Source organism: Legionellales bacterium (assembly GCA_026125385.1).
Classification (GTDB): Bacteria; Pseudomonadota; Gammaproteobacteria; order JAHCLG01; family JAHCLG01; genus JAHCLG01.
The window spans coordinates 39,619-55,073 of record JAHCLG010000009.1 but is presented as its reverse complement, the minus strand read 5'-3'; the positions used below and the strand labels follow the sequence as shown (position 1 = coordinate 55,073).

Genomic DNA, 15,455 nt, shown 5'->3' with positions numbered 1-15,455 from the left:
CGGGCTGGATTTCGAGTTCGCTGTGCTTCGATCCTAGCTACGGTTTTTCTTGGCATTATTGGCGGATAATTCTTCTTCTGGATGTCCTAATACCTGTGCTTTTGTTTTAGCAGTGAGTGCAGTAAGAACATCATTTCGTAGAGTACCATTATGTGGAAGATGACCAAATATCTCTTGCTTTCTAGCTGGCGTAGCTTTGGAGTCTTCAATAATTTTTGCTATTTGATCCGCTGCTAAAATTGGGCTATTTATATCGATTTCTCTGTTTTGATCACCATCTGCCAGTTTATAAGGGGCTTTTGCAATTAACATTTCACGTAGAGTATCTAAACTATCCTTATCATCCCGATTGGCTAACTCAGTTAAAACCTCAAGAATTTTCTCTGGACTTGCATGCCATTTTTCATAAAGTCGAGCTAACATATGTTGAGCTTGCATAGCTTTAGTTATATTCCAATTATCTGGATCTCTGCCTTGACGAAAGTTTATGAGGAAGGTTGCTAAGTTACCAGAATTATACAACTCATCCATTTTATCATTGAGTAGCAATACTCGTTTCTGATAATTAGAAAGCGTTCGAACTGCTACTGCCATTTTGGCAAATGGAAGATGCTCAATAATATAGTAGGGTATCCCTTTTTTGGAAGCATAGTTATCTGGAGTTTGATCAATTTTCGCATTGTTATCATCAGTGCCTACGCCAGCTACCTTCCAGTTGTTAGTATGAAAAATCAATTCATCGGCACGTTCGGGTGTAATGTCGGGCGAGCTTAAACAGGCAAGAATGCGATCTGCTGATGCTTTTATTGAGGCTGCCTGGTCTGGATTAGCATTATTAAAATTATAATCATTTTCATTATAACTATGATCCACATCAAAATGCTCAATATTTCCACGCAAGTCAAGATTTTGTGTTGTTTTTGCTTGTTGTTTTGATGTATTTAAAACACCAAATAAAGTTTTTAGTACTCGTTTAGATAATGCGTTATTATTTTGTTGATGATAATCAACAAGCACATTCCAAATAGCATTTTGGCTATTGTCATCACGTGATTTAAAAATTATTTTGGCATTACGCTCTGCTTGAGTATACCAGCTAGCAGATACATTGTTATTAGGAGGGGTTAAGAGCGTTCTAAGAAAGGTAGCTTCACCATCCACTTGACTATTTAAGCCATTAGCATCTTCAGCGTAAGTTTTATATAAGGCTGATATAGCGGTAGAGTTAGACATGTTTGCCATAATAGTTGCTAGAGTATTCGCATTAATATTAATTAGAATTTCTTTTAAACGCGCTTCAATTTGAGTTTTCTTTGTAGGATCATGTTCTTTTTCTTTAATAAGATAAAGTTGCTCTAGGATTTTTGCCATTTCTTCCGTTGTTATTATTAATTCGTTATTAGCTGTAAAGAGAATGCTATTATTTATTTTGAATTTATTATGAATAGAAGCAATATCATCTACATGGTTATTGTCTACATTATATCCATTAGCAACTTCGCTATGTATCTGATAAAAATCTAGCAAAAATTGAGCAACAAGCTGGGGATTGGTTTTATTACCCTGTATAAAAGTTTGAGCGTGCAATAAATACTGTGTAGCTGCGGAATGATCCTTATCTGCGGCTTGATGTGACATGCTCTTACTGCAATTTTGTAAAGATTGATCATCAGCAAAATGACTTTTAATTGTATTTATGGCATCCAAAGCATCTTGCACGTTTGTTTGGTCATTAGAGTTTAATTTCTCCAAAATAATTGCTTTTTGTGTTAAAAAGTTTTCGTAATCAGTAATGACAGCTGCTTTTGTTGCCTCATCTGGGGCAAGTAAAATTGCATTGATATAGGATTCTCGGGCTTCATCGATATATTTTTTAATTATTTCTTTTAATTTTGTTACAGTAGGTTTGTCCCCATTATTCGCTTGCCAATTATTGAGCTCATTCTTATTAACAACATCTGTCCAGGTTGGCACATTATTATTGTTAGCAGTTAAATCCGCATGCAACTGATTCAAATGTTGTAAGGTACCCACATCTGCCCCATAACCATCAGCCCCTTCTGTAATTTTTTTATGCAGTGCCTTACTAGTAATATGACCACCTGTTTTATGAAGAATTTGTGCGACATTTTCACTCGCGTGAAGGTGTTGGATGATGGCTTTTCTGCGATCTTCATTTAACCGATGAAATAGTCCAATGATGGCAAGACGTTGGGTGTAGGTGTCGCTAGGTGCATTATATTCATCTTTACTCACTTCGCGTAATAAGTCACAAATTTGCGAGTCGTTTAAATTAGTAAATAATGCAGTTTGCATGGCAATTTGTGGAGTGATTTTTCCATTCTCATTGAGAAAGTCACTTAACAAAAGTAATTTTTGATTAAGAGATATCGTATTAAAAATAGTTTTAGCAGTTTCTTGATTTTTATTGTAGGCGGTTAATAAAATCTCAAGACTTTGGGATGAGTTATCAAAGACATAAAATGTCTTTAATAAAGTGATACCTGGATTTTGTATTGTTGTAGGAGAAAGCTCATTAAAAACATCATCCGGTAATTGAGCGATGTCAATTTTTGCCGATAATTCCATCTCACGTGTTGGTTTTTTAAGTGATTCGGTAAAACGCTCTTCAAAATATTCAGCATATTCTTTTTTAGCTTTTTTTCGACTGACTACAACTACGCTGAGAAGGCCATGACTCATTGTTTTATCGAGCAGTGTGAGGGCACTAAAAAAACGTTGAATTTTTTCTTTAGCGTTTTTATGCTCCGTTTTACTAAAGGGAATAAAGTCTTCAAAAAATGCTTTTCCACTATCAAGGTTATGGTTTGAATTAAATTTAACAAAATAAATACGGGCTAATGCTTCGGGTGTTAAATGTTTCGCAAGGTTTTTAGTGAATGGCGAGTCACTTTGGTTATTAATAAGGGCTGTTAGTGCATCCAATCTTAAACCTTTGGCTGCTAATATATTTATTCGATCTGTTGTTGAATTTGCATCTGAAAAACTTTTTATATCTCCTTCGGTCTGTAGCCCCATGAGCATTTCTGCTCGGCGTGCGAAGTCGGGTTCTGCCGTGTAAAGTTGTTTAAGTAGGGCATCGTTTTTGTTTTTATGGGCATAGTAAAATAATTGTAATCTTGTTTCAGAGCGCAGGGCACGCAGGATATCTGTAGTGCGTGAATTATTTGGCGAAAGATTTTGAATCAGTTGGGCTTGTTTGCTAGATATTAGCTGAGCATATTGAGTGGTTGCGGGATCAGTAAAATCAATTCCGGCGGAAATAAAATCGATGATTTGTGCTACTTTAAGATGCGAAGTATCCACAAATGAGTTTAATAATTTTTGTTGGCGTTCAGTGCTGATTAATTCACTCAGTAGAATTTCTGCACAAGCAACAGCCGGTGCTTCTTTAAATACCTTATCTTGTTCTGAGTCAGCAAGCTTGGCAAAATTAACTGGATCAGCTTGTTCATTAGGGGCTTCAAGCGTGCATTGGTCGATTGCGGCAACAAGAGTTTCTGGTTTGTTGGGATGGTAGTGTTGATGTTGGCGCACGGCTATTGTTTTATTTTTGATAAAATCTGCAGTTTTGATCGGTTCTTTGAGACCAGGTACCGTCTCGGGTAATTTTTCCAATAATTTTTCAAGTGGTGGGTCTAGCAAGTAGCCACAGTTTGAGGCAGCAATGATTAATGCAATTTTATCTTCATTGCTAAGTGGTTTTCCGTCAAGGGTGGATTTATCGACATGAACAGTTAATGGTTTTAATGGATTTTTTTGAAGATGAGGTTGATGAACGCGCCCAAGAAGCGCAGAATATTTACAAATGTCACGATTATACTGATGAATCCGTCCTTCACCACCTAACCAAGTGCGAGATGCCCACGACGCTCTTAGCTTGTCTAGGCCAAATAAACTACTGTTAAAGTCGGGACAGGAAATGGTATAAGAATTATTCTGATTGGCTTTGGTTTGAAGAGTCAGGGATTTATCGCCGCCTGCAGTACCACCACCTTTCGCTAGTAAGTGAGCTTGGTGATAATCTACTGCGTTAATGTTCTCTAACATGTCCCAAAGTGGAGTTGTTCCTTGACCGCCCACCGCTAGTTGTAAACCGGTAGATTTGGTACTCGATTTTAATAGATTTTGAAATTCAATGTGCGCAGATTCCTTATTCTCAGGATCTTCGTTCTGGATACGATGGATTGGTGAACGTTCAACAAATGGAATTGCTCGCACACTGTCCGCCACATCTGATAGACCGGTTTTTATCCAGCGTTTGATTGGTTTTCTAAATCCAAAGGCAAAATCCCATCCTGTATCTGACCAACGCCACTCACTGAGCTCAAGTCCTCCAAAAGCCGTGCAGTAAGCAATAGCCGTGTCAGCAGCTTCTTTTTGTAATTTTTCTTTTTGAACAGCGTAAGCTTTTTGAGCGGCGTCAATAGCACTTTGACGTTGTTCTTCAATAGTTTTTTTAGCAGCTTCTGTACGCTTTGGTTCTTTGGATTTAATGATTTCCAAAGCTCTATCCATATCCGCTTGAGTGTTTTTTAATGACCAGTTTAAATAGCGCTCCACCGCTTTTTTCTTTTTTGTAGCCGTGGCGTTTAGTGAGTCCAGTTCATGGCGAGTGTGGTAACCTGCTATAGAGTTGAGTCCTGAACAATCACTTAAGATTGTTTGGCGTTGTCTTGAAAGAGCTGTGTTAATTTTGGGATTCTGGGAAGGGTCAAGTCGTGCTAGTATTTCGGTTAATTCAACTTTTAATTTATTGTCGAGGCCGTTTAAAGCAGAGCCTTGAGTATTTAAATCAGCACATTGCTTGTATATTGCATCAAAGGCTTGTTGGTAATTACTGGTTAAATCAGGAACGGGGGGTAAAACATTAACAGCTGCCATAATTGATGACCTCGCATTTTTCTAACTTTTTCGTTATAACTTCTAGATTTCGTTCCTTGAAATGACCTTGTGTATACTCTCTTAGAACTTTAATTGAGTATAGTTTAGCTTAGATATAAGATTTATACAGTCTATCTATTCTAAAGAAAAAAATGTTTCCTATTAAAAATTTTATCACAGTTTATGGTCTTAGTCAGTAATATTTTGCTAATTTTATATCCACCTTTACCTCAAGCTAGTCAATTCTACTCCTCACTCCACCCCCAAAACCCGCTCCGGCGCGCTGGGTTTTGGCATTTCTGTTACTTCGGGTAACCGCGTTTGTTCTATCCGCAGAGCTTCCTTTTCCACCATTGCTTGAAAATGAGGCGTAGCGCGAAAACTGGCGTTGGGAATCGCGTCCCAATCGATGGGGAAGTTTAAGGCGCTGGCGTAGGCGCAGGCTACCATAATCAATTGTTGATTGTGGCCGCTAAAGCGAATCGATTTCCAGCCATTGGTGATCCCTTGATCGACCATTTGGCGGACGGTTTCGGCTAACTGTTGGTTATTAGCCGGTTGTTTGGGTAATTTAATATGATGCGTTTTTAATAGCACGTGCAATTTAGTATCGCTGTGAAATAAACGCCATTCATTGGTTAAATGTTTAGGATGGCAAAGCGGTGCTAATTCTGCGTGTGCCGATTGTTGATTGGGTTTGACAAAAAAATAGGTGGTGCTGGCTTGGCTTAAGCGTTTTAACTTAGTCAAACTTTCAATCAAACTCCGGCGGGTATGATCCAGTGCGTGTAAAAATTCTTGTAATTGTTGTGAGAGCTGTTGCCATTTACTGCGAGTTTTTAAGGTTTGTTGAATGTGTTTATGCTGATAATTTAACGGTGCATGCGCTAGTTGATCGGGATTAATGTTACCACCTGCGGAAAATAAAGCGTGATAAGCCTGTGCTTGATGTTGTTGAACGGTGTGCATGGCTTCGTTTAAGCGATTAATTTTCGTTAATAATAATTTCATATTCGCCCGCATTAATCGCCAATTATCGAAATTATAATAATTCGTGAGTAATTGTTCGGCGACATTGAGCCACGTTCTTAAGGTAACTTTAGAAAATTCATTTTTGGTTTGTTGACGTAGCGATTTTTCTATGCGCTCTGCCGTATGAAATGATTTGCGCAATTCATTTGGCGTTTCGCACTGATTAATGTGAGTGCAAGCACGTTGCTCAATATAATACGCTAATACTCGATTGACGGTAGATTGCTGTGTTTGCAATTGTAACAATAATTGTTTTAAACGATGTTTATCGGCCACTAACCAGCTCACCGTCGCCAATGAAGCTTGTGGTTGTAAACGTGTGCGATGCGCGCGTAATTCTGCAAATTCGGGTTGAGAAAAATGTCCGATGCATTCCCAATATTCGACTAATGTTTGTTGTTCTGCCATTAAATCTTGTTGCATTTGCCAAAGCGTTTCAGGAGCGATAGTTAATTCGCGTTGTTGGATTGCTTGTTGATATTGATTTAAAATTTTTTCGCGCACAGCCATTTGCTGGGTGATGGTGTAACAATCTTGTAATAACTGCTCGTGTTCATCTTGAGTTAATAGCAATTGCTGTTGTTGGTAATACCAGAGTTTTTGCGCTTGAATTTGTGCTTTGATATAAATTGATCGATCATATAAGGTTTGTAAGTCGGTTTGTAGTTGTGACAATTTTACTAATTCGTCTTGGCGTTGTTGCAACCGTAATTCATTCATACCTTCTAATTGCATTAATTCCTGTTCGGCGCGTCCTGCAAATAAACGAATTTGCCATTGTTCAATTTGGATTAATTGTTGATTTAATTCTTGTTGAACCTGTTGCAGTGAACGTTGATAGTGTTCTAAATAATGCGGTAATTGGCGAATAAATTGGGTTTTGGCTAACTCTGTGTGACAGCGTTGATAGTCTTCGGGTAAAGCATTGAGCCATTGTTCGAGTAAAGTAAGTGTTTGTTGATGTTGTGGAAATTGTTGCTGAACATTTACCAAGAATTCTGTATGTTGAGTGGATGTTAGCAAATTCGAGGGTGTTTTTTCGTAATAGTGTTGCCAAGTTTGCAGTTGAATAAATAACTCACGAATACGATGCAAATGGGTTAATTGCTGATGCAACGCTTGTTGGCGTTGTTGGAGTGCTTGTAACCGCTGCTGCGAATGAGCCGCTTTGGTGGATTGCGCCAAAGTTAAATAATTTTCTTGTAAATAATGATATTGTTGCGCAATATTGGCTTGCCAATGTTGCCAGCAGCTACGATGATAGGGCAATTTTATACTTAACTGACGTAATTCTCGTTCGATGTGTAAACGGCGAAATTCGCTATGAGTTTGCGGATTTTTAGTTAAAGCATCTAATTTTTGTAAATGCGTTACGCATTCTTGTTGCCATTCAGCGAGGCTTGGCAGCTCGCGCACAATCACGTGCGAGGCATTGTGTAATTCAATTTCCGCTTGTTGTTGCACTAAATGTTCTGGCGCACTAATGCCAATTTTTAATAACTCACGGGCAGCATCGCGTTTTAATTGCGCTAAATTCGCTTGAGGTGCGCTTGGTAAAGTAATATTGGGTAACAGTGGTGCAGGTTGGCGACTGTACCAATGAATTTCTTGTTGTTTAAAATAATCGATTAATGAATAAATTGTTTTTTGCTGTTGGCGTTGCGCGAGCACGATTTGTAATGTGCGCGTAATTTTTTTAGCAAGTTTATTAGGCAGTGCGGTTTGTTGAAATAAATCCTCTAGCGCTTGATGGATTTCATCGAGCGTGTTTGCACATGCTTGTGCTTGTTGGCAACAGCTTTGATTATATTGTGGTAAATTTTGCAATAACTTTGCTTTTGCTTGGCGATTATGCTGATTTAATTCTTGCTGAAACAGCGCATGGTTTTGTTGCAAATCGTTATTAAAATGCGAAAATTGCTCGATAAAATTTTGTAAACGAGTGTGTAATTCGTTAAAAATAGTAAATAAATTCTTTTCTGTGGTTGAGAAAGACATCCTTGCATTCCTCATAATGGTTGTGTGATTTCCGTATTCAAGCAAATAGGCGGTGCCAAATTTAGATTTTGCATTGACAGTCTTATTTTGCCCCAAAAATGTTGGCAACACAGCTTTAATTCACGGTGATTAATGTAAGTGATCGTTGATAGTTTATGTGCGCGATTATGGCGTGATAATTTGCTGTGCAAGTAAACTACTGGGGGTGATTATTTTTAACGATTTTGGCAAGAATTTTGCAAGATGTAATTGGCATCCTATATTCAAGGTGACAAAATAATCGCAGTGTTCGGGAAGCTTAGCGATGATTTTTTTAGCTAATGTTTTTGCCATGTTAGGGTGATTTAAGCTATTAGTTCCAGCAGCGCCACAACAATATTGGTGTGGAATTAATTGAATGGTTAATTCGGGAATTAATGTTAATAAAGATTCAATGACAGAGTGTGACGAAAATGTTGGGTGTGTGCTGCAAGGCAAGTGTAATGCAATGGTGGCTTTTAATGGCTTAAAAGCCAATTGCTGAATATTATGTTCGAATAAAAATTGATATAAATCTAAGGTTTTTGATAAATACGTGCGTAATTGCTGATGGCATGCTGGATTTAAAATGACAACGGGATAGTGTGAAAATTTTTGCAGCGTTTGTTGTTGATAGGCCTGATAATTTTCCATTAACCCCTGATGATAATCCAACGCACCACAACAAACCTTTTGAGGAATTTTTACTGAATAACCTAAGTGATTTAATAATTTAATTGCTGCAAACACAGTTTCGCGATCGAACACAGGATCAATGCAGTCTTGAAATAAAAAAATAAGATTATTTTTTTCTGGAACGGCGGGATAATATTCTTGTAAATTTTTCCAGGGTTTTAATGGACGTAATTGAAAATAATTTCCAAAATGGCGCGAAATACGCGCAGCATAAAATGCCAGACGTGGAAATTTTCGTAGCAATGAAATTAAAAAATGAATTTTTTTTGGATGGGTTTGTTGTTGCAATTGCCGAGTTAAGGTGATTAAGCTGTGATAATTAACATTGGATGGGCATTTATTTTCGCAGGCTAAACACGTTAAACAATGATCCAAATGTTGCGTGGTTTTTTCATCAAACGTAATTTCATCGTCCGCCAGTGCGCGCATCAGCGCAATGCGCCCGCGCGGATTTTCATTTTCTTGACGATACACGGTATAGGTGGGGCAATGTTCTACACACAATCCACATTTAACACATTGTTCACTCAGTTGCGCAATTGCGTGTTTTAAGGGATCATGAGCGTTCATTAGCAGTCCTAGGGTAAAAAATCATGGCCTATTATACCAAGCACTTATTCTTTTGTGTGAATCTACGTGAGGGTGGCAAAGCGTGTTGTCAGCTTCATGATGCAGAAAATATCTGTGCTTATGCCAAACAAGAAATTAAATCACGATTGCCGGCTGGTGCTGGCGGTATTCGAGTGAGTAAATCGGGTTGCTTAGGACGATGTCAAGAAGGCCCCAGTTTAGTGATTTATCCAGAAGGCACATGGTATCGCTACGCCAATCGGCAGGATATCGATGAAATTATTCAAGAACATTTAATTAATGGTAATCTGGTTACGCGTCTGCTGATGCCGGTGCAACAGGTGCCAGAGCAAAAAGGTTAATGCTCTTGAAGGAGCATTTTATATAACGGATTAATCAGCAAGAAGTGATGTTCGTGTTTTTGAATAAAGTCTTTTTCAATTAATTGTTCAATCGCTCCACGGATGGAACCAGGCGGTATATCCATAAGTTTTGCGGCTTCACTGGAATAGAGATTTGCTCCTCCTTGATTGGCAATGTGTTTAACAACCTTTTTTTGATTTTCCGGTAGGCTCAGAAAATCTTTGATTAAATCACTCGATTCTTCTTCGCTCACGCGTTGCCAGGCTTGGTGAATTGATTCAATTGTTTGCGGAGGTTCGGTAGAAGACCAAATTACATCACATAAATAATTCATATAATACGGATGACATTCACAAACGTTAATGATTTCTTGTACAAGTTCTGAAGGAAGTGGATTACCCCACATCTGTTTGGCAGCGTTGGTTAAGTGGACGTGGTAATGTTCACTGGAAATTCTGGGTAATACTAATTTGCGACACAGTTTATAAAGCGGCCGTCGTTCATCTTCAAACATGCGTTTGAGTAAATGCGGATTGCTGCCCGAAAAAACCATTGCCAGTTTTTTGGTTTCTTGAGCGGCACTGCGGATAGCACCCTCGATACCTTTTGCTTCTTTGATGGCGCCAATTTCTTGAAATTCATCCAGTAACAGTGCTGCCCGTTGATTTTTTTCGACGAGAAGGCGATCGAGCAATAGTAAACTTTCGGCAATATTTTCCGCAGGACTACTGGCATTAGTCACCTCTAATTCTAAGCGAACATGTTCGGATGAAAAAGCCAGTTTCGGAGTTAAATTTTTGACTAATTTTTTTATGGTGGCAATCAGTTTATCGACGGAACCAATCGCTTCACCAATGAGCCGAATCACTGCGTTTAGGATAAAACGTTCGATATCTTTTTCGGTTAGCGCTAAGTGAAAATCGATTTTCGTAAAATGTAATTGTGATTTTAAAAAGACTTGTTCGCAGAGACTGGATTTTCCATAACGTCTGGGAGCGACGATAAACGTATGTTTGCCATTGGTTAAATGGCCAATGAGTTGTTCAATTTCGTGTGAGCGATTACAAAAGGCATCGCCGTAAGCTTTGCCCAGTGGAAAAAGTTCGCGAGTGTTCATGCTCATCTCCTCAGACTGTTGCTTTGGCAACAATTGTAAAAACAACAATTATAAGTATAACAATTGTAAAAACAACAATCAAATTTTTGATGGCAAAATGCGAGGGTCATAAAAAAGTTCGAGGTGTTAGATGAAATTTTCTTGCCTTACGGAGGTAAACTCGGTAAAATCCGCGGTCTTTAATGACTGTACCAATAGATATAATTGTGGAGCAAACTTAAGATGGGTACCTTTGTAGCCAAGCCACTCGAAGTGACTAGAGACTGGTATCTTGTTGATGCCAAAGGAAAAACCTTAGGCCGTTTAGCAAGTGAAATCGCACGTCGTTTACGTGGTAAACATAAAGCAATCTATACCCCGCATGTGGATACGGGCGACTATATCATCGTCATCAATGCCAAAGATGTGCGTGTCACGGGTAATAAAGTTCAAGATAAAAAATATTTTCATCATTCAGGCTATCCTGGCGGAATTAAAGAAACCAATTTCCAAAAATTAAATGCCAAGTTTCCTGAGCGGATTATCGAATTTGCCGTCAAAGGCATGTTACCTAAAAATCCTTTGGGCCGCGCGATGTATCGTAAATTAAAAGTCTATGCCGATGGTAATCATCCTCATAGCGCGCAACAACCCACAGTTTTAGAAATAGCGGAAGATTAAGCATGACTACACAAGCACAAACCTATTATGGAACCGGTCGTCGCAAAACCTCAACAGCCCGTGTTCGCATTAATTACGGCGGCAAAGGCGATATCATCGTCAATGGCAAACCCGTTGATGACTATTTTGGCCGCGAAACTTCACGCATGGTGGTGCGTCAACCCCTGGAAGCGGTGAAGATGATCGATAAATTCACTATTCATGTCAATGTCGATGGCGGTGGTCCCAGCGGACAAGCGGGTGCTATTCGTCATGGAATTACTCGCGCATTAATTCAATATGATGAATCGACTACGGTAGGCAGTAACAGCGATGCTGCGGATGACCTGCAAACATTTCGTAAAGTATTGCGTGGCGAAGGCTATGTTACTCGCGATTCGCGTCAAGTAGAACGTAAAAAAGTGGGTCGTCATAAAGCTCGTAAAGGCACTCAATTCTCTAAACGTTAATCATTTTTTTCTTTTGTTGGTTGGATTGCGCGATATGCTCAGTCCAACCTTTTTATTTAAAGCTTGCCAATTTTCCCTTATCCAATAAATTCCGAAACCTACACTCTTGCGCTTTTCCTCAAGTTTTGTCATTATCAAACAACAAGTTGGCAGGTGCGCCAATTTTATAGGGGATAATGCATGGTTGCAAAGGATGGTCACGATAATAAACCTGGATCACTCATCGATTCAGGACGCCGACGTTTCTTAGTCGCACTTTCTTCATTCATGGGTGGAATTGGCGCAATTTACGCAGCCATTCCTTTTTTATCATCCTGGATGCCAAGCGCTAGAGCGCAAGCAGCAGGCGCGCCCGTCGAAGTCGATTTAAGTGAAATGTTGCCGGGCGAAAAGCGAATTGTCGAATGGCGTGGTAAACCAGTGTGGATTATTCGTCGTTCCTCTGACGATATCGTGCGTTTAAAAAAAGCCGAACATTTAGCGCAATTGCGCGATCCTAATTCCGCTGTCACCGAACAACAACCCGATTATGTCAATGCGCTTCATCGTGCAATCCACGAAGACTATTTAATTCTCGTGGGTATTTGCACGCACTTGGGTTGCTCTCCGACTTACCGTCCTTATCTCGATCAATTAGGCGACGATTGGCCAGGCGGATTTTTTTGTCCGTGTCATGGCTCCACTTTCGATTTGGCGGGACGCGTGTTTAAAGGTGTGCCAGCGCCGATTAATTTAGAAGTTCCACCACACATGTTTATTAATGATCATACCGTAATTATCGGTAAAGATACGACAGGGAAAGCAGTATGAGTCGTTTATTAGCTTGGATTGATGCGCGTTATCCTCTCACTAAATTTTGGAAAAAGCATCTCGCCGAATATTATGCGCCGAAAAATTTTAATTTTTGGTATTTCTTTGGATCGCTAGCCATTGTGGTATTTGCCAATCAAATTATTACCGGTATTTGGCTCGCCATGTATTATACGCCCACCGCCAAAGATGCGTTTGCCTCGGTGGAATTTATCATGCGTGATGTCAACTATGGTTGGTTATTGCGATATTTGCATTCAACGGGTGCTTCCTTCTTTTTTATTGTGATTTACGCGCATATGTTTCGTGGCGTTATCTATGGCTCCTATAAAAAACCACGCGAATTGGTATGGTTAATTGGCATGGCCTTATATTTAACCTTAATGGCAGAAGCTTTCATGGGATATTTATTACCGTGGGGGCAAATGTCGTTTTGGGGCGCGCAAGTGATCACTTCTTTGTTTGGTGCTATTCCAGGTATTGGCGATCATTTAGTGACTTGGATCCGCGGAGATTTTAATGTGTCGAGTGCCACGTTAAATCGTTTTTTTGCGATGCATGTGATTTTACTGCCGTTGATCATGATTTTTTTAGTGTTTATTCATTTAGTCGCCTTGCATGAAGTGGGTTCAAATAATCCCGATGGTGTTGAAATTAAAGATCATAAAAACGATCAGGGTATTCCCCTCGATGGCATTCCATTTCATCCTTATTACACCGTCAAAGATTTATTTGGTGTAATCGTTTTTTTAATTGTATTTTTCTTAGTAGTATTTTTCGCACCTGCCATGAATGGCTATTTTCTCGAACACGCGAATTTCATTCCTGCTAATCCTTTAGTTACGCCCGCTCACATTGCGCCGGTATGGTACATGACACCGTTTTATGCGATGTTGCGCGCCGTGCCCGATAAATTATGGGGCGTGATTATTATGGCAGCGGCCATTGCGATTTTATTCGTGCTGCCATGGCTTGATCGCTGCAAAGTCAAATCCATTCGTTATCGTGGACCACTCACCCGCATTGCCATAATTTTATTTGTGATTTCGTTTATTGTGCTCGGATTTTTAGGCGTGCAACCGGTTACTCCCGTCTATTCGTTTTTAGCGCGAGTATTTACCATTATTTATTTTGCCTTTTTTCTCTTAATGCCGATTTATTCAAAATACGATTCTACCAAACCAGTGCCATCGCGAGTGAGGGACCAGTGAAACAGCGCAGTTTATTAGGGATATTCATACTATGTTTACTGCCTATGATGTCGTGGGCAGCCAGCGAATCGACGATTGCTTTATTTCCATATAAAGCGAATTATCAAGATAAACTGTCTTTGCAACGCGGGGCAAAATTATTCATGAATTATTGCTCCGGTTGTCACTCGCTGGGCTATATGCGCTACAGCCAACTCGCGCAAGGTGTTGGTATTACCGATGATTATGGGGATCTGCACGAAGATTTAGTCAAAGATCATTTAATTTTTACTGAGGCTAAAATTCACGATCACATTCTTACCTCCATGAGTAATCAAGATGCCAATATTTGGTTTGGTACCGCCGTTCCCGATTTAACCTTAGTGGCACGCGTGCGTGGGGCAGCGTGGCTTTATACGTATTTGCGCACGTTTTATCGCGATCCCAATCGTCCGTGGGGAGCGAATAATTTAATTTTTCCCGATGTGGGCATGCCCAACGTTTTATTACCTTTGCAAGGCGATCAAATTGCCATTTATCGTGAAGAGGTTCATCAAGTAAATGGCGAAACCAAAACGGTGAAAGTATTTGATCAGCTTCAACCGCAAAATAATGGTTCAATGAATGCAGAACAATTCGATCAAGCGGTTAAGGATTTGGTGAATTTTTTGAGTTTTACTGCCGAACCCATGCGCGAACAACAGCATCGCATTGGCATTTGGGTATTGATTTTTTTAGCGGTATTTGCGGTCGTGGCCTATCTCTTGAAACGCGAATACTGGAAAGACATTCATTGATGTGAACTTTTTGCAGCTTGTGGCGAGATCATTGAGCGTGGTCATACCAATGATGCGTGCTAATTCATGTGCGCTATGCAAAATCATCCAGCAAAAATAGTCAAGAAATGAGTTCCGAGGTATTTTATTCGCACGAAAATAAACATTTGGGCTTCTCAAGTCCTATCTAAATCCCCTATAATGCACAGGTTTCATTAGGAGTGAGGTATTATGGCCGTGGTTGCCAATAAACGTTCAGTTATGACTCTTTATTCTGGTGCGCTCGATTTATATAGCCACCAGGTTCGCATTGTGCTGGCTGAAAAAGGCGTGACAGTGGACGTGTTGGATATCGATCCCGCACACCATTCTGCGGAATTAGCCGATGTTAATCCTTATCACACGGTGCCCACATTAGTGGATCGCGATTTAGTATTGTATCAATCGCCAATTATCATGGAATATTTGGACGAGCGTTTTCCGCATCCTCCGTTAATGCCGGTTTATCCGGTTGCACGCGCGCAATGTCGGTTAATGATGTATCGAATCGAACGCGATTGGTATCGCTTAGCGCAACAAATCGATAGCAATAATTTAAGCGCGTGTGCCAATATTCGTAAAGAATTGCAAGATAGTCTGGGTGGTATTGCGCCCATTTTTGCGGATAATCCTTTTTTCTTAAGCGAAGAATTTACCTTAGTCGATTGTTGTTTAGCCCCATTATTATGGCGTTTACCGCGATATGGAATTGAATTTGGCAATTCGGCAAAAGCCATAAAACACTATGCGCAACGTTTGTTTGATCGCGATGCGTTTCAAGCCAGCCTCTCCGAAACCGAGCGCGAAATCGCCGCGGAATCGTTAAAATAAT

General features: G+C 39.8%; 11 protein-coding genes. 7 read left to right on the top strand and 4 right to left on the bottom strand.

What is annotated here, in order from left to right; all coding sequences use genetic code 11:
- Positions 1 to 33: 33 nt before the first annotated feature.
- The 3 genes from KIT27_05220 to KIT27_05210 form a co-directional block, all read right to left on the bottom strand.
- Complete coding sequence (locus KIT27_05220; GenBank protein ID MCW5589048.1) at positions 34 to 4,905, bottom strand: hypothetical protein; 4,872 nt, start codon at positions 4,903 to 4,905, stop codon at positions 34 to 36.
- A 252-nt stretch (positions 4,906 to 5,157) separates the two neighbouring features.
- Positions 5,158 to 7,935, bottom strand: a complete 2,778-nt coding sequence (locus tag KIT27_05215) for a hypothetical protein (GenBank protein ID MCW5589047.1) — start codon at positions 7,933 to 7,935, stop codon at positions 5,158 to 5,160.
- 165 nt (positions 7,936 to 8,100) lie between these two features.
- Positions 8,101 to 9,219: a (Fe-S)-binding protein gene (locus KIT27_05210; GenBank protein MCW5589046.1), complete on the bottom strand. Its 1,119-nt coding sequence runs from the start codon at positions 9,217 to 9,219 to the stop codon at positions 8,101 to 8,103.
- A 20-nt stretch (positions 9,220 to 9,239) separates the two neighbouring features.
- On the opposite strand from KIT27_05210, the gene KIT27_05205 reads away from it, so the two are divergent.
- The gene (locus KIT27_05205) at positions 9,240 to 9,581 is read left to right on the top strand and encodes an NAD(P)H-dependent oxidoreductase subunit E (GenBank protein ID MCW5589045.1); all 342 of its coding nucleotides are present in this window, start codon (positions 9,240 to 9,242) and stop codon (positions 9,579 to 9,581) included.
- Here the strand turns inward: KIT27_05205 and KIT27_05200 are convergent.
- Complete coding sequence (locus tag KIT27_05200; GenBank protein MCW5589044.1) at positions 9,578 to 10,699, bottom strand: hypothetical protein; 1,122 nt, start codon at positions 10,697 to 10,699, stop codon at positions 9,578 to 9,580. The two genes, KIT27_05205 and KIT27_05200, sit on opposite strands and share 4 nt — an antisense overlap.
- Positions 10,700 to 10,921: 222 nt before the next feature.
- Here KIT27_05200 and rplM point away from each other — a divergent pair, with 222 nt between their 5' ends.
- From rplM to sspA, 6 genes are all read left to right on the top strand, one after another.
- A complete protein-coding gene (rplM, locus tag KIT27_05195) occupies positions 10,922 to 11,359 on the top strand; it encodes a 50S ribosomal protein L13 (protein ID MCW5589043.1) in 438 nt (145 codons plus the stop codon).
- 2 nt (positions 11,360 to 11,361) lie between these two features.
- The gene (rpsI, locus tag KIT27_05190; protein MCW5589042.1) at positions 11,362 to 11,808 is read left to right on the top strand and encodes a 30S ribosomal protein S9; all 447 of its coding nucleotides are present in this window, start codon (positions 11,362 to 11,364) and stop codon (positions 11,806 to 11,808) included.
- A 180-nt stretch (positions 11,809 to 11,988) separates the two neighbouring features.
- Positions 11,989 to 12,618, top strand: a complete 630-nt coding sequence (petA, locus tag KIT27_05185) for a ubiquinol-cytochrome c reductase iron-sulfur subunit (GenBank protein MCW5589041.1) — start codon at positions 11,989 to 11,991, stop codon at positions 12,616 to 12,618.
- Positions 12,615 to 13,829 carry a cytochrome b N-terminal domain-containing protein gene (locus KIT27_05180; protein MCW5589040.1) on the top strand — a complete coding sequence of 405 codons (1,215 nt, stop codon included), beginning with the start codon at positions 12,615 to 12,617 and terminating at the stop codon, positions 13,827 to 13,829. Before petA ends, KIT27_05180 begins: the two co-directional genes overlap by 4 nt.
- Positions 13,830 to 13,873: 44 nt before the next feature.
- A complete protein-coding gene (locus tag KIT27_05175; protein ID MCW5589039.1) occupies positions 13,874 to 14,605 on the top strand; it encodes a cytochrome c1 in 732 nt (243 codons plus the stop codon).
- Between the two features lie 210 nt (positions 14,606 to 14,815).
- Positions 14,816 to 15,454: a stringent starvation protein A gene (sspA, locus tag KIT27_05170; GenBank protein ID MCW5589038.1), complete on the top strand. Its 639-nt coding sequence runs from the start codon at positions 14,816 to 14,818 to the stop codon at positions 15,452 to 15,454.
- The last annotated feature ends 1 nt before the right edge of the window (position 15,455 follow it).